This is a genomic window from Glaciecola sp. G7-5 (assembly GCF_055808975.1).
In genome coordinates, this window is the sequence record NZ_CM147892.1 from 5,000,195 (window position 1) to 5,021,004 (window position 20,810).

The following is a 20,810-nucleotide window of genomic DNA, read 5'->3' on the forward strand; positions in this document are numbered from 1 at the left end:
GAATACAAAAATTTCAGTGGTTTTTTATAATAAAAATAATGAAAAAAAGTAAGAGAGAAATAAAATATGACTACAGAAAAAGTGCACTTATTACAAGATTTCATCCATTACAGCGATGCCGAAATGGAGCAAAAAGCGCTTGATTTCTTCGACCATATTAAACGTCGCCACAGTATTCGAAAGTTCAGCGACAAAGCGGTATCGCGCAGCATTATTGAGAATGCCATAAAATCAGCAGGACGAGCGCCAAACGGTGCTAATCATCAGCCTTGGCACTTCGTCGCTATTTCATCAGCTAGCGTTAAAAAGCAAATTAGACAACAAGCTGAACAACACGAAGAAAGGTTTTATGGTGGCAGTGCCGGCGAACAATGGTTGCAGGCATTGAAGCCACTTGGCACCAATGCACAAAAACCGTATTTAGAGACCGCACCTTGGCTAATTGCCATATTTAGCCAAAAGACAGGAGGCATAGACGAAACTGAACTAAAGCAAAATTATTATGTACATGAATCGGTAGGTATCGCCTGTGGCATACTCATTACCGCACTGCATACGGCAGGTCTGGCGACCTTAACTCACACGCCTAAGCCGATGTCATTCCTAAGCAAAATCTGCAATCGGCCTGACAATGAAAGACCCTATATGCTATTGGTAGTTGGCCATCCCGCTAGTGATGCATCCATACCTGAGCACGCAAGCAAAAAAAAGTCACTCGAACAAATCAGTACTTTCTTATAATGAGTTGACTTCAATATAGTAGGCTTCAGCATTTCGTCTATCTTGATACTCATCTCCAAAGTCTTGTAGCTCCATTAATGCTTTGTCCCATTTCTGATTGCTCACCCAAGACCAAAATGATGGACAGGTTTTGTGGAGTTGACCATATTGAAACTCTAGAGAAGCGATAACCGTTTGCCAACAACGCGGGATCTTTGAAAAAAGTATTGGGCTGCTCTGGTTAAATGTATTTACCATATCTATCAGCGCGCTACGTTTAAAACCTTGGTCGATTGCAGTCACTTCATTCAGTGATAACTTGAGTGGAAAATCAGCTAAGTAGTCAGCCGCTTCTTGCCCCACTAAGCCAAGATAAGGATAAAGTTTTCCGATGAGAGTTGCATTGAGGCCAAGCTTACGAAGATATGTGTCACTATGCTCGGCTAGGTCGAAGTTGTGCGCGATTATAACTCCGCTTTTGCTATTAGCGGGACTCGCCACTTCTCCGACTAATAAAGGTTCACCTTCGAGTTTACGGATAAATTCGAAATCTATAGAAACTAAAATTTCTGACTGTACGCTCTTAAGCATTTACTACTCCCTTGTAAAATAAAGCAAAATCCTATTGCTCGCGATCCCCGTGTCTTAATTCATAGTTTAACTAATGAAGGTGCACACATCAACAAATGTTTAATATTTAAACATGTGTTGCTTGTACATCTGTTGGTACAGCTAATATCAGTGTTTATTCAACACCAATGAAACCACCTGTTTGATGAGCCCATAACTTGGCGTAAATTCCGTTTTTTTCGAGCAATGCTGTATGACTACCCGACTCCACAATTTTTCCTTCATCAAGCACCAGCAATCTGTCCATTTGTGCAATAGTAGATAAACGATGAGCAATAGCCAGCACTGTCTTGTTTTGCATTATCTGAATGAGCCCTTCTTGTATCGCCGACTCCACTTCTGAATCAAGTGCTGATGTGGCTTCATCTAAGATTAATATTGGCGCATCTTTCAGCATCACTCTTGCAATAGCAATGCGTTGACGTTGCCCACCTGACAATTTCACGCCGCGCTCTCCCACATGTGCGTCGTAAGCTCGACGGCCTTTCGCATCGCTTAAGGATTGTATAAATTCATGTGCTTCTGCCTGCTTAGCAGCATTTACCATTTGCTCATCACTTGCATCAGGCCTTCCATACATAATATTTTCGCGCACCGACCTGTGCATAAGCGAAGTGTCTTGGGTAACCATACTAATATTTCCCCGCAACGTTTCTTGAGATACATCAGCAATATTTTGTCCATCAACAAGGATTGCGCCAGATTGAATATCGTAAAACCTGAGTAGTAAGTTAACCAATGTAGACTTACCTGCACCAGAACGCCCAACCAACCCAACTTTTTCGCCTGCAGCAATGCTGATTTCTAATTCTTTGAAAACATCAATATCGTGGTTATCTCTTCCTTTGTAAGCAAAATTCACAGACTTGAAATCAATACTCCCTCCCCTCATTTCTAGCTTACTTGCGCCAGGTTTGTCTTGAATGTCTGCAGGCACTGCTAATGTATTAATTCCATCTTGGACCGTGCCTATATTTTCAAACAAAGACGACACTTCCCACATGATCCATTGCGACATTCCGTTCAAACGAAGTGATAGACTCACCGCTATTGCGATATCGCCTGGGCTCACAGAGCCGCGCGTCCATAAATAAATAGCTAGTGCACTTATTCCAAAAACAAGGATTGAGTTAATAGCCCAAACCAAGGCTTGCAATACCGTCACCAAGCGCATTTGAGGATATACCGTTTGTAAAAAACCGTTCATGCCTTCTTTTGCGTAGTCTTCTTCGCGTTGATGATGAGAGAAGAGTTTAACCGTCATTATGTTAGTGTAACTATCTACGATTCTACCGGTCATAATAGAACGCGCATCTGCTTGCTTTTGAGAAACACGTTTAAGCTTTGGCAACATTACGCGTAAAATGAGTATATAGGCAAGTAACCAAACTAGCAGTGGCATCGCTAATCGCCAATCAGTTGAGAATACCAACACCACAACCGAAATAAAATAAACACAAATATACACCGCTAGATTGAGCACCTTAGTAACGGTTTCGCGAACCGACAAGGCGGTTTGCATCACTTTTGTCGCCACCCGCCCGGCAAACTCATCTTGATAAAAAGACAGGCTTTGTTTCAACAAATACTTATGCGCCAACCAGCGGATGCGCATGGGATAGTTACCTAATATAGCCTGATGAGTGATCATTGACTCAAGCAATACCAAACTTGGTAACGCCACTAAAACCAGCAAGCCCATCCAAATCAATCGTGTTTTTTCTTGCTCGATAAATGTGCTTGGGTCGCGCGTCGCAAACCAATCAACTAGTTGACCCATAAAGCCAAACAAACTCACTTCTAATATCGCAATAAGTGCACTTAGTATCGATACGCTCAGCAATATATGCCACATGCCTTTCGAATAATAACGACAAAACGCCAATAAGTTAGCAGGCGGTTGTTCTGGATTTTGGGCTGGAAATGGTTTCGTTAAATTTTCGAAAAATGAAAACATCAAGGTACTCGGCGGTAAGCGTTATAATGTAAAAAGAGTCGGCGATAATAGCACAACTGCAGATCCTAAAAGAGTGACAATTAGAATTAAGGACAGTTTAACTGTAACGACCTTATTACCATTGATTAATTAAGCAGCTACACTTTTTCATCTTGCCTTAAATGTAAAGACCCATGTGGTATAGATTGCCTTATCGAGGGTTTGCTTACTATTAACCCGCGAAAACTTTAGCTGTTTCGCTGCGTTTAGCGCTTGTGTGTGCCACAAAGATGCTGGCGTCGACCTCACAACTTCCAAATGACTTGTGGTTCCATTACTGTTAATAATAAAACCCACTTCTACAACACCATCTACACTCGGCTCAGCACCTACAGACTCGGATAGTGACATCGCTATATTTTCAGGTAAGGTGAATTGCGCGTTCACTTGGCGCCAATACAAATGTAAATCAGCCTGATTAATCCTTAGTAGCGTTGCTAAATTAGGTGGTGCTTCATATAAAGAATATCTCGTACATCCAGCCAAATAAGACTGCTTTTTTTCATGTCGGCGCTTAACAACAAAAATGTCACCATAATCACTTTCACTGAGCACCGTATGCTCGCAGCCCAACAAACCAAACAACACACCAGTGGTATTGCTGTGCCCTAGCACTAATTGAGAATCGGCAGCCTCAAGTAGCTTGTCCGCAAACTCGGGTAAAGCACTGGGATCATATAGGTTTATTTCAAGCCCTTTTTGTTCACTAGTAGGAGCCGCACTTTGAAGCGTGCGCTTATAGTTTGTACTGTAAATGGATGTGATGTCTTTGTTCTGCAAATGCTTGGCGAGCAACAAGGCATTTTGCTCACCCAGTGGCGTCAAGCTTACGTCCTTACCACTTGCCTCGGTTGGAGCTTGCTTTTGGAAATGCCGAACAAGATATATCTCACTTTCATCAACTTTAGGTGTCTGCTTAGTGCACGCAACAAGCAGGCATGCAGATAAAGATAAGGTAATTACGCTTTTTAAAGTATGCATAATAATTAGATGAATTTTTGCATAATTTTAAACAACCAATATGCGCTAATAATGAGCTGAATCAAAAAGAAAACAAAACGTAGCAATATTGCGCCATTGCTGGTTGATATTACATGCACGATTGATTGCCCTACACGTGCAAGCAGAATATACAATGCAAGACCATTTGTAATCACTGCCGAGCCCGAGGCCAAAGCAAGCATCATTGGCCCAACGACAAAAACCGCTGACTCATAACAATTTGCATGGGCACGTGTAATTCGCTGGCCTAAATCAGCCATGTCTTGGCCGCTAGGGTCAAACTTTAAGGAGCTTCTTTTATTCTTTTGATTTGAGTAGGATCTGTACGCGGCCAAGGCTACTAACAATAGCATGGTCCAAGTAATGTATCCGCTAATCGCTAAAATAGTGGTGTTCATAGTACTCTCTTTCTTATTATGCTGAACTAAGATCTTACTATGGCAGAAAAAATGTGAACAGACCAATTAAAAAAGGGTTCTATAAAAAGAACCCTTAATACAAGTTTATATAAACCATTCCTTAGCTTTTTTGACTTACTATCCATTTATTAATTTTATCTTCTAAAATAGACATTGGTACCGGACCATCTTTTAAAATCTCATCATGAAAGCCACGGAAGTCAAACATGTCACCAAGTTGCTCCATCGCTTGCTCCCTGAGGGCCATAATCCTGAGCTTTCCAACAAGATACGCGGTGGCCTGTCCTGGCATCGCAATATAGCGTTCAATCGCTTTGGTCGAATCATTTTTTGAATTAGGCGTATTCTCTACCAAGTATTGAATGGCTTTTTCTCGGCTCCACTTCATTTCATGAATGCCTGTATCAACAACAAGTCGACATGCTCTCCATAACTCCATAGCTAACCGGCCAAAATCGGAATATGGGTCTTCATAAAAGCCCATATCCTTGCCCAACTCTTCGGTATAGAGTCCCCAACCTTCAGTATATGCTGTAAATGATAAGTATTTTTGGAATTCAGGAATACCCTCAAGTTCCTGTGCAATAGCTCGTTGCATATGGTGACCCGGAATGCCTTCATGATAGGCCAAGGCTTCCATTTGATATGTAGGCATATCTTTCATATTAAACAAATTCGCATAATAAGTGCCAGGGCGGCTACCATCTTTTGCAGGGCTTTGATAAAAAGCTTTTCCTGCGGAACGCTCACGGAAAGCTTCTACTCGTTTTACCACCATCGGTGCTTTGGGTGTTAAACCAAAAAATTCAGGTAGTTTGGCTTCCATTGCGTCAATATACGCTTTTGCTTCGTCCATATAACGCTGGCGACCTTCATCGCTTGGCGCATAATAGAATTGCTCACTCTCACGCATAAAGACGAAGAAGTCGCTTAACTCACCTTCAAAACCAACTTTTTTCATGATAGCGCGCATTTCATCATGAATACGGGCAACGTTTTGAAGGCCAAGCTCGTGCACCTCTTGGGCGCTTAAGGAAGTTGTCGTAAACCAATTTAAGCGATTTTGATACCACTGACTCCCTGAAGGCAGACGCCAAACGCCATCCCCTTCTGGTGTTAGCGCGAGATGCTCAGTTAATTTTGCTATTAACTTTTCATAGGCCACCTGCACAGAATTCAATAAGGCTTTATTTGCACTAGCAACTAGCGCTTGTTTTTCATCATCATTAATCGCTAAGGCCTCTACTTTGGCCTTAAAATCAGCCAGAATTGTAGAGTCTTTTTGCGAATCAACAAAGGGACGACCTTTTAGCACATTAGCTGAAGCTTCTATCATTTGTTCATAAGACCATTTGGGAGGAAAAATCCCAAGCTCTTGACGAATTTCAAGTTGCTCGATGACTTGATCAAACAAAGGCGCGACATTCTCGAGGCGGCTCACATAGGCTTGTGCATCACTTACACTAGATACGCGATGAATATTGATTAAAAAGCTAGGTACACTTGTGTGCCATGCGCTAAATTGATGCATTACGTAACTATGATGAGGAAATTCATCATTCGCGAGTTTGCGCTCTAAGTCGAGCATGAATAAATCCAAACTTAAGGCTTCATCGTCACTAAGCTTAGATTTATCAAAGCCTTTTGCCTTGGCGTATGCGGCTTGTCGCAGCTCTTTAGACTCTTTCGAAAACGCTTCAGATACATTATTCCACTTGTCATAATCCCATTTTAGGCCTAAGCGACTTTGCATCATGGGAGAACGTTGCAAGCCCTGCTCAAAACTATCTTCAAAGAAGCTAGCTAGCCTTTGTGATTCGCTTTGGCTTTCGCTTTCTAGCTGTTCAACCGGCCTTTGCTCTTGATTACTGGGGCTGCAGGCCATGAGTGTAAACAGACTGCCAAAAATTGCACTAAGCATCGTTATTTTCAGCGGCGACGGCGAGTAAATAGCTTTCATAAATATCTCCTAATTATTCTTATTATTGTGTCTTTTTTGCAACAGCTTGTATCTTTGCTTTAGTCTTAGCAGATCAGTTTTTTTGCAGTTGCCAGCGCATCAACGCAGTTTGCGCGCGCGTAAACTTTTACCTTTCACACGCTTTTCTCTAAAAAACGCAAGTGCACGTTTTACGCTTCGTTGTTTAATTGCAATATAAGCTTTATCGTGGGTGATTTGCATTTTACCAATATCTTCTTTCGCTATTTCAGCCTGTTTAATTAACGCGCCTAATAAATCACCTTTACTTACTTTTTGCTTTTTACCGCCATCTACCATAATGCATTCATGCTCGGGTAGGACTATTCTGTTGGCATGAAAGCGCAAGGCTTGAATATGTTTTACAGGAATATGGCTATTGGTTTCATCAGCAATTTTAGCTAAGGCTTTTAGTTCGTGTTCAAACACAAGCGTAATAGCCGTGCCCGTTTGTTCAGCGCGACCTGTGCGGCCAACTCTATGCGTATGAGTTTCAGCTGAATCTGCGATTTGTGCGTTTATGACCAAATCTACTTGGTCTAGGTCAAGACCACGAGCAGCTACATCAGTAGCCACAAGTAGATTGCAACTTTTTATTGCGAACTGCGTCAGTACTTGTTGGCGCTGTGCTTGAGTCAAATCACCATGTATTGCTTGTACGTTAAAGCCTTTGTCATGAAGATCATCAGCGAGCTCTTGGGTTTGTTGTTTGGTTTGGCAAAACACCATGGTTGATGCGGGTTGGTGATGAGTCAGTACAGCAGAAACACCGTATACCATGCGCTCATCTTGTAGAACATAAGCAAGTTGCGTTATTTGCGTATGTTGCTGATTATCTTCAACCTCAATAATCGCAGCTTTGTACAAATACTGCTTAGTTAGTCGCTCAATTGCACCGCCAAAGGTTGCTGAAAAAAGCATCGAGTGACGCTGTTTGGGTAAGGCATCTAAAATCCAACCCATTTGGTCGCTAAAACCCATGTCGAGAATACGATCGGCTTCATCTAATACAAGGCATTTCACCTGGCTAACATCTAATTTATCTTTGCGGATGAGATCCATGACTCGCCCTGGAGTGCCAACAACAATACTGGGCGCATGCACCAATGAAGCAATTTGGGGCCCAATTGAAACACCTCCAACAAGGGTTAAAATTTTTGTATTTGCGTACTGTTTGGCTAATAACCTGAGTTGTTGGGCCACTTGCTGTGCTAATTCTCGAGTAGGACAAAGCACAAGAGAATGCACGCCCGCATGCCCTTTGGCTTGATCAGCAATGAGTTCGTTTAGCACCGTAAGGCCGAATGCAAGTGTTTTACCCGTTCCGGTCTTCGCTTTTACCGCTGCATCACTGCCACCTAGCAATTGAGGCAAACAAGCTTGTTGGGTTACGGTTAATTGAGAATAATTGAGTTCACTGAGCGCGCCCTGTAGCTCGCTAGCCAAGTTGAGCGACGAGAAATCAGTGGTAGAAGCTTGAACAGCGTTGTCATTGACAGGGCGAGTAGTCATAATCTTATGCGAGTTTCCAGGTTAATGTTTGGCCTGCGTAAAAAGGCACAATTGAGTTTTCTTGAGGGGTGTCTATGCCATTTTTTCCGCTTGGCAGTGTAACTAATTCAGGTACTTGCCAAGGCTCTTGTTTGAGCGTAATGGTAGATGAGTTACGTGGCAAACCATAAAAGTCAGGGCCATAGTGACTCGCAAACCCTTCAAGTTTATCTAGTGCGTTTAAGTCGTCAAAAACTTGTGCATACAACTCAATTGCGCTCCATGCACTGTAGCAACCCGCGCATCCGCAGGCTGATTCTTTCTTATGCTTTTCATGCGGCGCCGAATCAGTCCCTAAAAAGAACTTTGAAGAACCACTGGCAACCGTTTCTTGTAGAGCTTGCTGGTGAATATTGCGCTTTAACACCGGCAAGCAATAATTGTGCGGGCGTACACCACCTACAAGCAAATCGTTGCGATTAAGTAATAAATGTTGGGGCGTAATCGTTGCTGCAACGTTATTGCTTGATGCCTTTACAAAATCCGCAGCATCTTTGGTGGTGATATGCTCAAAAACAACTTTAAGTTCGCTAAAGTCGTTTACAATATCTTGCAAGTAAGCGTCGATAAAGGCTTTTTCGCGATCAAAAATATCAATATGCTTTTCGGTAACCTCGCCATGTATAAGCAACAACATGCCTACCTCTTGCATCTTTTTAAACACCGGATACAAGGATTTTATGCCTCTAACCGCAGCATCTGAATTTGTCGTTGCACCCGCAGGATATAACTTACAAGCTTTAATGCCAGCAGCGGCCGCTTTTTCAATTTCTGCTGGGGTCGTGTCGTTGGTTAAATATAGCGTGACCAACGCCTCAAAATCACCATCAAAAGCTTTATCTTTAGGCACTGCAGCTTGTATTCGCGCTTTATAATCAAGCGCCATTTCTACCGTCGTAACCGGCGGTACTAAATTTGGCATGGCAATGGCGCGCTTAAAACAACGAGAAGTCGCGGGAACGGTTTCACGAAGCATATCGCCGTCGCGAAAATGTAAATGCCAATCGTCTGGGGCTTGAATTGTTAATGTACGCATAAAATCGGGACCTTTCATCGGGTTTGCAATAGAGCTGGCGAAAACGCTGAGCATAATACAGTTTTTATTGCGCCAAAAAGCATGCTAATAAGTATGCCAAGCAGTGCGCTAAATTCTGAGCAAGATTATGCCCTAATTAGTCATTGATTGCACAAGCAAGATAGACACAAAGACTAAGTAATGTGCTATTTTTAAATACTTTAGTGAATAAAAGCCTTGGTTTATACTTGCGACGAAAGTTTTTGGCGCTTTGGCGTGTCATAATTAAAACCTATTGCAAATCTACCCCGAATTAAATATCAATAGGGAAGATTTTCACTTTTAACTAAACTACTTGCGACAGTCCTTGAAATATCCCTGTCACCTTATGGAGCTGTAAACCTTGGTAAGCCCTACCCCATATACCTTGAGCATTCGTAATTTTATCGCTAAGCCTTCATTATTAATGAAAGGTCTTATTTGGCTACTAGACCGACTCTTGGGCATAGCCCGCATGGACAAGCTATATCAGCAGCACAAGATGCAAGGGCTTAGCAAAGAGGACTTTGCCGATAAGCTTATCGAGATGCTCGAACTCGACATTCAAGGTATTAGTACTTTGCAACAAAAGATCCCAAAAACCGGGCCTGTGGTGATTGCCAGTAACCATCCTTTTGGTGGTATTGAAGGGGTTATATTAGCCCGGGCTATTGGCCAAGTAAGACCAGACCTACAGGTTCTTGCCAACAAAGGCTTGGGTATTTTCAGAGAACTTCGTGACTATTTCATTTTCACCAATCCTCTGTCTGAAAAAGATCCCCAAAATGGGCCTTCGCTTCGCCGCTGTATAAAGCACGTAAGTAATGACGGTGCTCTACTAATATTTCCAGCCGGGCGCGTTTCATATTATCAAGCTGATAAAAAGGCGATTAGCGAGCATAGATGGAACAAAATTGTGGGGCGTTTGGTCACTACGGAGCGATGTCAATTTGTTCCGGTGTTTGTCAATGGTACAAACAGCAAGTGGTTTTATCGCTTGGGCCGCCTATACTATCGCTTAAGAATGTTGATGCTGGCAAGAGAACTACTCAATAAAACCGGTAACACCATTCATTTAAATGCAGGAAATCCCGTTAAGGCGAATCTCATCAAAGGCACTGACTATCAACAAAAAGCGGATTTTTGTAGACTCCTTGCTTACACTCAAGACAATCGGTGGCGTTACAAATGGCCTGCTGACAAAGTCCTTAAACAAAAACCCTTACTAGCACCGGTAGAAAAGCAATTGATAAAGCAGGAAATTGAAGCCCTTCCTGCCAATCAGTTGTTAGTCGAAAGCGCTGATTATAAGGTATATTTTGGCTATCAAGCGCAGCTCCCCAATGTGGTAACTGAAATCGCAAGGCTGCGCGAACTCGTTTTTAGACAGTACAATGAAGGTAGTGGCGAGGCGATAGATACCGATGGCTTTGACGCCACATATACACATTTGTTTATTGTTGATAAGCACAACACAATAATGGGCGCTTACCGTATGGGTCGCACCGACGTGCTGATTGAACAAAGCGGGCTTGATGGCTTGTACCTTAATAGGATGTTTGATTTTGGCCCTGAGTTTGTCAATCGCAGCGGCCCAAGTTTAGAGATGGGGCGTTCATTTTTAATTCCCCAGTTTCAAGGGTCTTTTCAAGGTTTGCTTTTACTGTGGCGCGGGATTTGCGCTTTTATCAAACAGTTTCCGCAATACAGAACGCTTTATGGCACCGTCTCAATAAGTAAGCTTTACGACCCACGTAGTGTAAAGTTAATAGAAGAAATTTTGATTCAACAAGGTAACGGCATGCACGTAAAGCCGGCAACAGGATTTGGGTTTGACTTGCACCCCGAATTTGCCGCCTTTGCTAAGCATCAAAGTTTAGATACTAGTTTAGCCACCAATTTAAGTGCACTATTAGCAACAATAGAGGAAGATAGTAAAGACATTCCGGTGCTTGCAAAGCAGTACTTAAAGATGGGAGCGAAATATCATGCCTTGGGTATCGATACAAACTTCAACGACACACCAGGCTTATTGCTCAGCGTGCACATGCCAAGCGCACCCGCAAAACAATTAAAACTATATATGGGGCCTGATTTTACTGACTATGTAGACTATCAGGCCAAGCTTTAAGCTTAGTTTTTCTTGGTATAGGCTGCGATAATCACAATTCGTTGTCCGTTGACCTTACCTTCTATATGCAGAGGGTTCTCAGACAAGCCGATGTTACGCACCGGTGTACCACGTTTAGCAGTAAAATTTGCCCCTTTTACATCAAGATCTTTTATTATTGTAACGGCATCTCCAGCCTTTAATGCAACCCCATTTACATCGAGGGTCGGCTCTCGTTGCGCTAAAATGCCCGCTTCGGCCCATTGCAGAGTATCATCCTCAAGATATAGCATATCAATAGCGTCTTGCGCCCATGCTTCAGGCAAGCAATTATGCAACAAGCGATAACTCATTGCCTGAACCGCAGGCGTAGTTGACCACATGCTATTTGTTAAGCACCTAAAATGTTGCAAGTCACAATCTGTATTTGCTTCAATATTGCGAATGCAGGTCTGACAAATATAAACATGGCAGTTTGCGCTGGTGTCAGGCGATTCGGGCACGAGAAATGGGCTCAACGCTTCAGTGGATTGACAAATTTCGCAGCAATTACCACTTCTTTCAATTAATACAGACTGCATAACAAATATGACCTTTTATTGTATGGGAGGTATAAACCCACAATAATAACATGGGTTTAAAAGCAATGATAATGCGGCGAGTAAAATGATGAAAAAGCTTGGTATGAAATATAAGCATAATTTTACTCACTAAGACGGACTGGGAGAGTGGCACCTTGTTTAAATATCAATGTGAGCTTTATATAGAGTAGAAACTTGCCATTATTTTGTGCCATACTAATTTGACGATCTAAAAATAAGAGCCTGTTAAGGACAACCCCTTTATGAAAAAGCTTTCCTTCGTAATTAGCCTAGTACTGCCTTTGTTATTACCTAGTGTGTCTAGCAACGCTGCCACCAAAATGTTACAACAGCCCGATTTATCTAAAGACAATATTACCTTTGTTTATGCAGAAGATATTTGGATTACGGACCGTGATGGGAGTAATGCAAAGCGCTTAGTCGGTGATGAAGACCAACAGTCATCCCCGCACTTCTCACCCGACGGGCAACTTATCGCTTTTACTGCAAACTACGGAAACAATAGCGATGTTTATGTTGTTTCGGTAAATGGGGGTGAAGCCAAACGTCTAACCTATCACCCTGATAACGATAATGTAGAAGGCTGGTCTAACGATGGCAAACGTGTGGTATTTACGAGCATGCGCGAAGTTAATCATAACCGTGCGCCACATATGTTCGAGATTGACGTAAACGGCGGCCATCCCAATAAAATTATGGATGCCAGAGTGCTGGATCCAAGCTGGGCAAGTGATAGTAAAACCATCGCATATCGACCTTTTCGAAAAGCCCACAGAGGCGCGAGTGGTTGGCGGCAACACCGCGGTGGTTCAACGCCACCAATTTGGATTTACAACACCCAAACCCATGAGACGATTGAAGTACCTAAACCCAACAGTAGCGACTTTGCACCTATGTGGGTCGAAGACGACCTCTACTTTTTATCCGACCGAGATGGCTCAGTCGCCATTCATCGTTATGGGCCTCAAGGTGACGTAACTCCTATTTTAGATACCAAACCCTGGGATATACTTAGTGCCAATGCGCATGCTGGTGAAATCATATTTGAGGCTGGTGGTGAACTGCACATGTACGATGCCCGCACCAAACAGCGCCAAACCTTAGCAATAGAAATTCAACCCGACCTACCGCAAAAACGCGTCACATGGAAAGACGTAAGTTCAAATATAGAATTTACCACTCTTTCACCAACGGGCAAACGAGCTGCGATAGTTGCCCGTGGCGAAGTTTTTACTATTCCACTTAAAGAAGGTTCAACACGCAATATCTCAAATAGCGACGGTGTGAGAGAAATGACTGCAATTTGGTCAGCAGATGGCAGTAAAATAGCCTATCTTTCAGATTTATCAGGTGGATATCAGCTATATATTAGTGACCAATTTGGCAAGCAAACACAAAAAGCCATCGCCTTAAGCGACATAAAAACCAATTACTTTGAATTAGTGACTTTCGCCGACGATGATAGCAAAGTGGTCTATCGTGATAGTCACCTTAATCTTAAGTACGTTGATATTGCTAAAAAGCGTACTTACACTATTGGTAGCGACCCCCTTCGAAAAGGCTTTGTTGAAGGTTCACAGCAAGTTTCTATTTCGCCAGATGGTAAATGGATTGCGTACTCATTGCTAGGTCCTAGCAACAATCAAATTTTATATCTTTATAGCTTTGATACCAAAAAGGCAACCGCAATAACAGATGGAATGAGTGACGCTGGACAACCGGCTTTTTCTCCTGATGGCCAATATCTCTATTTTTCAGCCTCTACCAATCGCGGTACAACTGCCGCTGGCATAGACATGACCCAACAAGAAAGGCCTTATCGTACGGCTCTTTACGCTGCCGTATTATCCTCTGAGGGTAAATCACCGCTGCTACCTAAGTCAGATGAGGAGGCTATCACGAAAGAAGAAAAATCATCCGATGAGGATGAAAATACAGAGAAAGAAAAAACACCCACTCGTATTGACCTAAATTCAATCATGAATCGGATAGTTGCTTTACCTGTGGCCCAAAAGAATTATACCCATTTAGCGGTGGCTAGCGATGGCGCATTGTTTTATGTAGAAAACCCGCAGCCGGGTGCTGGGCTTAGCCCATCAGGCAATAACGCCGATAAGAGCGTACTAATGCGTTTTGATATGGCAGAGAAATCGGCTACACAAGTCAATTCAGATGTAGACTATTTTACGTTGAGTAAAGACGCTAAGACGATGTTATTTGCATCAAGCAGTGGCCAAATGCAGCATGCTGAGGTTGGCAAAGCTATTGAGGGTAAAGAGTTAAATACCGCTGGCCTGCAGCTAAGAATTGATCCAGCAAAAGAATGGGCCCAAATATTTGAAGATGCTTGGCGCATGCAACTTGATTATTTTTATGCCGAAAATATGCATGGTCTCGATTGGAAAGGCATTTATAAACAATACCGTCCTTTGCTAGACCATGTCGGTACAAGGGCCGATTTAAACAAACTCATCGTTGAAATGATTGCCGAGCTGCAAGTTGGTCACAACCGTGCCTACGGCGGCGATATCCCAAGTCCTAAGAATGTTGGTGTAGGCTTATTAGGCGCTGACATAAGTTATGAAAATGGTGCTTATCGTTTGGCTAAAATTTATCCCGGTGAATTGTGGAATCCCTTCCTTGATATGCCATTGGGCGTGCCGGGCGTGGATATTAAGCAAGGCGATTATATCCTGGCGGTAAATGGAAAAAGCTTTACTGAAAACGACAGTTTTTTTGCTGCTTTTGAAAATACCATTGGTAAACAAGTCAGTTTATTAGTGGCCGACAATCCCAAAGGAAAAAATGCAAAAACAGTTGTTGTTGTTCCTTCAGGCAATGAATATCGCGCGCGCTTATGGTCGTGGATAGAAGCCAATCGCAAATATGTTGATGAAAAGTCCGGTGGTAAAGTGGGCTATGTTTACGTACCTAATACCGACTCGGCAGGGTTTACTTACTTCAACAGAATGTTTTTCTCACAACTAGACAAACAGGCAATGATTATTGATGAGCGCTCAAACGGCGGCGGTCAAATAGCCAACTATATTACTGACGCTCTTTCTAGTACTTACTTAGCAGGGTTTAAAGACCGCGATGGTAAAATCTATGGTTCGCCAGTTACGCAACATGACGGGCCTAAAACCATGCTAATCGACCAAGATGCAGGTTCCGGTGGCGACTTTTTACCTTATGCTTTCAAGCTTGAAGGAATAGGCAAACTTATTGGCACTCGCACGTGGGGCGGACTCATTGGTATTGCGCATAACCCGGCATTTGTTGATGGCGGCTTTATGAGTGTTCCATTTATCCGTATTTTTGATACCAATGGCAAATGGCTCGCTGAGAATACAGGTGTTGCCCCTGACATAGAAGTCAAACTAATGCCGGCAGATGTTAATAAAGGCGTAGATGCCCAACTAGATAGAGGCATTCAACAAGTACTAGAAGAGTTGAAAAGCTTTAAACCTGAGCGATTACAAGAAGCCCCGCCGATCCCTACAGAGCTAGGCTTGTAGACAAACCCGCTTAATACTTCGTCTATGCAGTTTTATTAATGTGGGTAATAGTCGCAGGCGCATAACCAAAATAGTCAGGAACCGATTTATTGAGCATACTACAAATAATGCGGATAAGCGCGAAATGATGAATAGCATGACTGCTGGCAAACACTAATTCTCGTTCGAGTGTCGAACGGCAAGTACTCGACAAGGTACATGTAACATCTATTTCTGAGGTCACATTGAGCGTGTCGTCTAAACAACTCACTTTTATATTTTCTAGCCAATTGACTATCTCTTCAAGGGATTGAATTGCAGAATTGGGAAACTGTTCTACCTCGTTATGTCTATGGCGCACATTATAATCAACATGGCCTATTTTATGTCCATGCATAAGCGCTAAGAAATGATCAATAATATGCCGCATGTGAGAGCCGATGCTACTTGGAAAATGAGGCGGCAGTTTTTCTTGATATTCTCCAAGGCTGATACCGTCGAGCAAATCGATTGCTTGTTTTACGACGGCTGCATAACTATTTGACATGTATATCCTTTATATCATTTTACTACTAAGCTTTTACTTATTTATTGTTACCTGACACTTCATGCTAAATCGAAACTAACAATAGATTTTGTAATAAAAATCAACCAAATAAGCTAGCTAGGCACAGCAAATCCCGCAACAGAGTATAAATGTAGACCGTATATCTGACAAATTTATTTCAAAAGATGCAAAGGGAACATTTCTCAACATTTCGCATACGTATTCAATCTTATAAAACTGTTATACTTTACTAAAATTAGGCACACTCAAAGTCTTGTGTCTATATTCATTTTATCACAGAGCAAATAGTAGATTATTTATGACATTAGCAATTCATCATTATTTTCCAGAAGCAAGTCGCCTTATTCTTGGTTGTATGCACATGGGTGGCCCCTGGAACAACAATCCCGTGGCAACAAAAGATATAGAACAAGCCTTCGACTTAGTCAGCACGGCCTTAGAACTTGGCATCAACGTAATTGATTTGGCCGATATATATACCTTTGGTAAGGCAGAAAAAACGATGGGAGAGCTTTTTAAACGAGAGCGTTCCTTACGCCATCATCTAATCCTGCAATCAAAGGTTGGCATTAAGCTCACGCCAACTTTCGATCTCTGCCATTACGATTTATCAGGTGATTGGATAAGCGAGGCGGTAAATGCCAGTATCAAACGTTTACACGACAATAAGCTCGACATTCTTTTTTTACATCGCCCAGATCCATTAATGCAATTAGACGAAACCGCCAATGCGTTAAGCAAGTTACATGAACAAGGCAAATTTGATTACTTAGCTGTTTCAAACATGCATGCAGGCCAAGTAGCGTATTTGCAAAGTGCATTGCAAGTCCCCATCATTGCCAATCAGTTAGAGATGAGTCTGGCGAGTTACGATTTTGTGGAAGATGCCATTACCGTAAATATGCCAATCAACGCAAACAACGGATTTCCAAGGGGAACGCTAGAGTATTGTCAACAAGCAGGTATTCAAGTGCAAGCATGGGGTGCAATGGCACAAGGTCGATTTGCAAACACACAAACCCTTGATGACGACAACATCAATAATACCGCTGCGCTAGTGCAAAAACTAGCCAACGAATACGCGGTCGACGCAAATGCAATTGTATTAGCCTGGCTAATGCGTCACCCAGCCAATATTCAGCCCGTTGTTGGTACAAGCAACACTGCACGACTTGTTGGCGCCCAAAAAGCGATGGATATCAGTTTGTCACGCGAACACTGGTATGCCCTACTTGAGTCCATTCGCGGACAACGAATACCATAAAAAACACTAAGCCATCAACAATATCTAGGTAAGTTTCTGCAATAGGAAGAATTATGAACTATATCGGTAAAAATTCAGGCCAAGCGCCATTACACAAATACACAAATGCGCTTGCACTTACGTTAATATTGGGAATAAGCGCTTGCTCTAAAGCACCTGAACCGCAAACGCCAAGCACAGATAACAAAGACCAAAGCGCCGCTGTGGTCAAACCGCTTATCCCTGCTAAAACCGACTACCTTACCCGGAACATACAAGATGAAATTTTTTACTTTGTCATGCCCGACAGATTTCACAATGCTATTTCAGAAAATGACAACGGCGATCCTAGCCGCCCTATTTCATATGGCGGCCTTGATAAAAGCTCTAAATGGGCATTTCACGGGGGCGACATTGCCGGCCTTGAAGCCAAGCTCGATTATATAGAAGCTATGGGCGTTAGCGCGATTTGGATGACGCCTATTTTACGTAACAAAGCAGTACAAGCCGACGGTTTTGGGCATCATGGTTACTGGGTGGTTGACTTCACTGAAATTGACCCACATTTTGGCAGCAACGACGATTTAAAAAGTTTGATAGAAGCAGCACATCAGCGCGATATCAAAATATTTTTTGACATAATAACCAACCATACTGCCGACGTTATAAAATACAAAGAATGTCACGGCCCCGATGGTGAGTTTTTACAAAGCGAGCAAAAAGGATGTGAGTTTATTAGCTCACAAGACCTCACCAAAGGTAAAAAATACACGCCATTTTTACTTGATTCAGAAAAAGGAGTCAAAGTCCCTGCATGGCTAAATGACCCGAAATACTACAACAACCGCGGCGATTCATTTTGGCAAGGCGAGAGTGCGATTAAAGGCGACTTTGTTGGACTAGACGATATAGACACTAGCCAGCCTGAAGTAATTTCGGGCTTAACTGAAGTGTTCAAGGATTTGATAACGGAGTTTAGACCCGATGGCTTTCGTATCGACACGGTAAAACACGTCGACATCGAATTTTGGCAATCATTTTCGCCCGCTATTACTGAACACGCGAAGGACATTGGTCTACCAGAGTTTTTCATTTTTGGCGAAGTATTTGATGGCAATCCAGCAGGCCTAAGTAAATTTACGACCAAAGGCAAATTACCCTCGGTACTCGACTTTGGTTTTGCCTTCAATGCGCGCGATGTGCTCTTTGAGAAGAAAAATATTAGCCAGCTTTCCACGTTGTTCAACAATGACGATTATTACCGCGACGGAGATTCATCGCCAAACGACTTACTCAACTTTTTAGGTAATCACGACATGGGGCGTGTTGGCTTTTTTATAGAGCAAGCGCTACCCAATATATCTGAAGAAGAAAAACTACAGCTCAGTAAAGTGGCGCACGCCCTGATGTATTTTTCTAGAGGCGTACCTGTAGTTTATTATGGTGATGAACAAGGGTTTACCGGCGATGGTGGCGATGTTGATGCTCGGGAAAACATGGACCCATCTCAAGTGACTGTGTACAACGACAACAACTTAATTGGTACTAACAGCACTACCCGTGAAAGTAACTTTGATACTGCTCATCCTCTCTACCAGCGCATCAACGAATTAGCCCAAATTCGTCAAGCACATAAAGGCCTTCGACAAGGTGAACATATCAACCGCCTCGTTGATGAAGAAAAACGTTTATATGGCTTTAGTCGAATACTACCTGAAGAAATGATAGATCACTTAGTGGTTTTCAACTTTTCTAATGAACAACAGCAGGTAAGCATGGGCGTAGGTACATTGGAATATGAAATAATATCGGCAGACAGCAATAATAGAGCTGTTCTGAGCGGTGACCAAATGCTAATGGATTTAGCCCCACAGAGCTATATTTTACTTAAATCGACAAGTCCAATAGTAAAAAGTATGGTCCAAGACATAAGGATGCTGCCAGTCTATGAAGAAAATGAGCGTGTCTTTTTGCCATTTGAATTATCTTTTAGCAATCCTGAGCAATTTAACTTTGCTCAAATAATAGTATACCAACTAGACAAAGACGGAGAGAAAACACGGCTAGCGTTTGATACAAGCTCGCCTTACCGAGCAGTTTTATTGCCTTCACAACTACAAGGTCTGACCAAAATAGAAGTTCAAGCTGACAATTTTAAAGGCCAAATAAAAACAAAAGTGTTTGATTTACCGGCGCGCTAAATGCTAATTTTTAAATATCTTACAAGGTAATAGTAAACCGACTGAAACGGACGAACGTGTGCATAATTTTGAATTTATTACCACCAAACGCATTGTTAGTGAGCTAGGCGCGCTGAAAAAGTGCGCTGAGTATTGCAGTTCGTTACGCGTGAAGCATATTTTAATCGTGACCGACAAAGGGATAGTCGATTATGGCTTACTTGAAGAATTGCTTGTGAGTTTGCGCGCTGCAAACATCAACTTCACTATATTTGATGATGTAATCGCAGACCCTCCCCAGCATATCATCGAGGCTGCGACTGCCCTTGCTATATCAAATGCTATTGACGGTGTTATTGGTATTGGCGGAGGTAGTTCTCTTGACTGCGCCAAACTAGTATCTGTGCTTGTTAAGCAACAACAAAACATTAATGACATGTACGGCCTTGATAAGATCACAAGTGAGCGTTGCCCACTTATTTTAATACCAACCACTGCTGGCACAGGCTCAGAAGTTACACCCATTTCGATTGTAACCACCGGCGAAACCACTAAAATGGGTGTAGCATCCCAAGTATTGCTTCCTGACATCGCAATTTTAGATGCCACCTTAACCATAGGTTTACCGCCACATGTGAGCGCATCAACAGGCATTGACGCGATGGTGCATGCTATCGAGGCTTACACTAGTAAAATTAAAAAGAATCCATATTCGGATATACTTGCAACGCAAGCTCTATCTCTGCTTGCTGGCAATATTGAAGAAGCAACATTCAACGGTAAAAACTTAGTCGCACGCCAAAATATGTTGTTAGGAGCCTGTTTAGCTGGGCAGGCTTTTGCTAACGCACCGGTTGCGGCGGTGCATGCCCTTGCCTATCCCTTAGGCGGTCACTTTCATGTTTCACATGGCCTTAGTAACGCCTTGGTATTGCCTCATGTCCTTCGCTTTAATGCGCAAGAGGCCCATCAGTTATACAATGACATAGCAGTGCTCATCTTACCTGAAAACTCGCGAAGTGCCTCACCGTTAGAAAATACTGAACTGCTCGCAGAATATTTCGTAAACCTGTCAATAACGCTAGGGCTACCTAACAAATTACGCGACACCGGAGTGAGCGAAAGCAACCTGAGCATGCTCGCTGAACAAGCAATGCTACAAACGCGTTTGTTGGTGAATAATCCACGAGAAGTTACTTATCAGGATGCATTAAAAATATACCAACAAGCTTTTTAAGAGCGCATAAAAAGGATGTAAAG

15 protein-coding genes are annotated in these 20,810 nt (G+C 42.6%); 6 read left to right on the plus strand and 9 right to left on the minus strand.

What is annotated here, in order from left to right:
- Positions 1-66 precede the first annotated feature (66 nt).
- Positions 67-741, plus strand: coding sequence for a nitroreductase family protein (locus tag AC0L6H_RS21980; RefSeq protein ID WP_473391576.1), 675 nt, complete (start codon positions 67-69; stop codon positions 739-741).
- Here AC0L6H_RS21980 and AC0L6H_RS21985 read toward each other — a convergent pair.
- The 7 genes from AC0L6H_RS21985 to pyrC all read right to left on the minus strand — a co-directional run bounded on the left by AC0L6H_RS21985 (position 736) and on the right by pyrC (position 9,332).
- Positions 736-1,311 (minus strand): pesticin C-terminus-like muramidase, encoded by a 576-nt coding sequence (locus AC0L6H_RS21985; protein WP_473391578.1) that lies wholly within the window; start codon positions 1,309-1,311, stop codon positions 736-738. The genes AC0L6H_RS21980 and AC0L6H_RS21985 overlap by 6 nt on opposite strands.
- 154 nt (positions 1,312-1,465) lie before the next feature.
- Positions 1,466-3,307, minus strand: coding sequence for an ABC transporter ATP-binding protein (locus AC0L6H_RS21990; RefSeq protein WP_473391579.1), 1,842 nt, complete (start codon positions 3,305-3,307; stop codon positions 1,466-1,468).
- A gap of 147 nt (positions 3,308-3,454) precedes the next feature.
- Positions 3,455-4,327 carry an energy transducer TonB gene (locus tag AC0L6H_RS21995; RefSeq protein WP_473391581.1) on the minus strand — a complete coding sequence of 291 codons (873 nt, stop codon included), beginning with the start codon at positions 4,325-4,327 and terminating at the stop codon, positions 3,455-3,457.
- 5 nt (positions 4,328-4,332) lie between these two features.
- Positions 4,333-4,746: an MAPEG family protein gene (locus AC0L6H_RS22000; RefSeq protein WP_473391583.1), complete on the minus strand. Its 414-nt coding sequence runs from the start codon at positions 4,744-4,746 to the stop codon at positions 4,333-4,335.
- A gap of 121 nt (positions 4,747-4,867) precedes the next feature.
- On the minus strand, positions 4,868-6,727 hold the full coding sequence (locus AC0L6H_RS22005) for a DUF885 domain-containing protein (protein WP_473391585.1): 1,860 nt from the start codon (positions 6,725-6,727) through the stop codon (positions 4,868-4,870).
- 99 nt (positions 6,728-6,826) lie between these two features.
- Positions 6,827-8,257 (minus strand): ATP-dependent RNA helicase DbpA, encoded by a 1,431-nt coding sequence (gene dbpA, locus AC0L6H_RS22010; RefSeq protein WP_473391586.1) that lies wholly within the window; start codon positions 8,255-8,257, stop codon positions 6,827-6,829.
- Positions 8,258-8,261: 4 nt separating this feature from the next.
- Complete coding sequence (gene pyrC / locus AC0L6H_RS22015) at positions 8,262-9,332, minus strand: dihydroorotase (protein WP_473391588.1); 1,071 nt, start codon at positions 9,330-9,332, stop codon at positions 8,262-8,264.
- Between the two features lie 445 nt (positions 9,333-9,777).
- On the opposite strand from pyrC, the gene AC0L6H_RS22020 reads away from it, so the two are divergent.
- Positions 9,778-11,481 carry a lysophospholipid acyltransferase family protein gene (locus tag AC0L6H_RS22020; protein WP_473394620.1) on the plus strand — a complete coding sequence of 568 codons (1,704 nt, stop codon included), beginning with the start codon at positions 9,778-9,780 and terminating at the stop codon, positions 11,479-11,481.
- Positions 11,482-11,483: 2 nt separating this feature from the next.
- Here the strand turns inward: AC0L6H_RS22020 and AC0L6H_RS22025 are convergent, their stop codons facing one another.
- On the minus strand, positions 11,484-12,041 hold the full coding sequence (locus AC0L6H_RS22025; protein ID WP_473391589.1) for a PhnA domain-containing protein: 558 nt from the start codon (positions 12,039-12,041) through the stop codon (positions 11,484-11,486).
- Between the two features lie 263 nt (positions 12,042-12,304).
- Between AC0L6H_RS22025 and AC0L6H_RS22030 the strand changes: the two genes are divergently transcribed.
- Positions 12,305-15,580, plus strand: a complete 3,276-nt coding sequence (locus AC0L6H_RS22030) for a S41 family peptidase (protein WP_473391591.1) — start codon at positions 12,305-12,307, stop codon at positions 15,578-15,580.
- Between the two features lie 22 nt (positions 15,581-15,602).
- On the opposite strand, the gene AC0L6H_RS22035 is transcribed toward AC0L6H_RS22030, so the two are convergent.
- Positions 15,603-16,106 (minus strand): DinB family protein, encoded by a 504-nt coding sequence (locus AC0L6H_RS22035; protein ID WP_473391592.1) that lies wholly within the window; start codon positions 16,104-16,106, stop codon positions 15,603-15,605.
- A 319-nt stretch (positions 16,107-16,425) separates the two neighbouring features.
- On the opposite strand from AC0L6H_RS22035, the gene AC0L6H_RS22040 reads away from it, so the two are divergent.
- The 3 genes from AC0L6H_RS22040 to AC0L6H_RS22050 are packed head-to-tail and all read left to right on the plus strand — an operon-like array spanning position 16,426 to position 20,787.
- Entirely contained in the window at positions 16,426-17,391 is a 966-nt protein-coding gene (locus AC0L6H_RS22040) for an aldo/keto reductase (protein WP_473391594.1), read from the plus strand.
- Between the two features lie 53 nt (positions 17,392-17,444).
- The gene (locus AC0L6H_RS22045; RefSeq protein ID WP_473391595.1) at positions 17,445-19,571 is read left to right on the plus strand and encodes an alpha-amylase family glycosyl hydrolase; all 2,127 of its coding nucleotides are present in this window, start codon (positions 17,445-17,447) and stop codon (positions 19,569-19,571) included.
- 58 nt (positions 19,572-19,629) lie between these two features.
- Positions 19,630-20,787, plus strand: coding sequence for an iron-containing alcohol dehydrogenase (locus AC0L6H_RS22050; protein ID WP_473391597.1), 1,158 nt, complete (start codon positions 19,630-19,632; stop codon positions 20,785-20,787).
- Positions 20,788-20,810 lie beyond the last annotated feature (23 nt).

Coding starts and splice junctions, on each gene's coding strand:
- pyrC (WP_473391588.1), bottom strand. CDS start 9,332: ATGCGTACATTAACAATTCAAGCCCCAGACGATTGGCATTTACATTTT.
- AC0L6H_RS21985 (WP_473391578.1), bottom strand. CDS start 1,311: ATGCTTAAGAGCGTACAGTCAGAAATTTTAGTTTCTATAGATTTCGAA.
- AC0L6H_RS21990 (WP_473391579.1), bottom strand. CDS start 3,307: ATGTTTTCATTTTTCGAAAATTTAACGAAACCATTTCCAGCCCAAAAT.
- AC0L6H_RS22035 (WP_473391592.1), bottom strand. CDS start 16,106: ATGTCAAATAGTTATGCAGCCGTCGTAAAACAAGCAATCGATTTGCTC.
- dbpA (WP_473391586.1), bottom strand. CDS start 8,257: ATGACTACTCGCCCTGTCAATGACAACGCTGTTCAAGCTTCTACCACT.
- AC0L6H_RS22045 (WP_473391595.1), top strand. CDS start 17,445: ATGAACTATATCGGTAAAAATTCAGGCCAAGCGCCATTACACAAATAC.
- AC0L6H_RS21995 (WP_473391581.1), bottom strand. CDS start 4,327: ATGCATACTTTAAAAAGCGTAATTACCTTATCTTTATCTGCATGCCTG.
- AC0L6H_RS21980 (WP_473391576.1), top strand. CDS start 67: ATGACTACAGAAAAAGTGCACTTATTACAAGATTTCATCCATTACAGC.
- AC0L6H_RS22005 (WP_473391585.1), bottom strand. CDS start 6,727: ATGAAAGCTATTTACTCGCCGTCGCCGCTGAAAATAACGATGCTTAGT.
- AC0L6H_RS22025 (WP_473391589.1), bottom strand. CDS start 12,041: ATGCAGTCTGTATTAATTGAAAGAAGTGGTAATTGCTGCGAAATTTGT.
- AC0L6H_RS22030 (WP_473391591.1), top strand. CDS start 12,305: ATGAAAAAGCTTTCCTTCGTAATTAGCCTAGTACTGCCTTTGTTATTA.
- AC0L6H_RS22000 (WP_473391583.1), bottom strand. CDS start 4,746: ATGAACACCACTATTTTAGCGATTAGCGGATACATTACTTGGACCATG.
- AC0L6H_RS22040 (WP_473391594.1), top strand. CDS start 16,426: ATGACATTAGCAATTCATCATTATTTTCCAGAAGCAAGTCGCCTTATT.
- AC0L6H_RS22020 (WP_473394620.1), top strand. CDS start 9,778: ATGAAAGGTCTTATTTGGCTACTAGACCGACTCTTGGGCATAGCCCGC.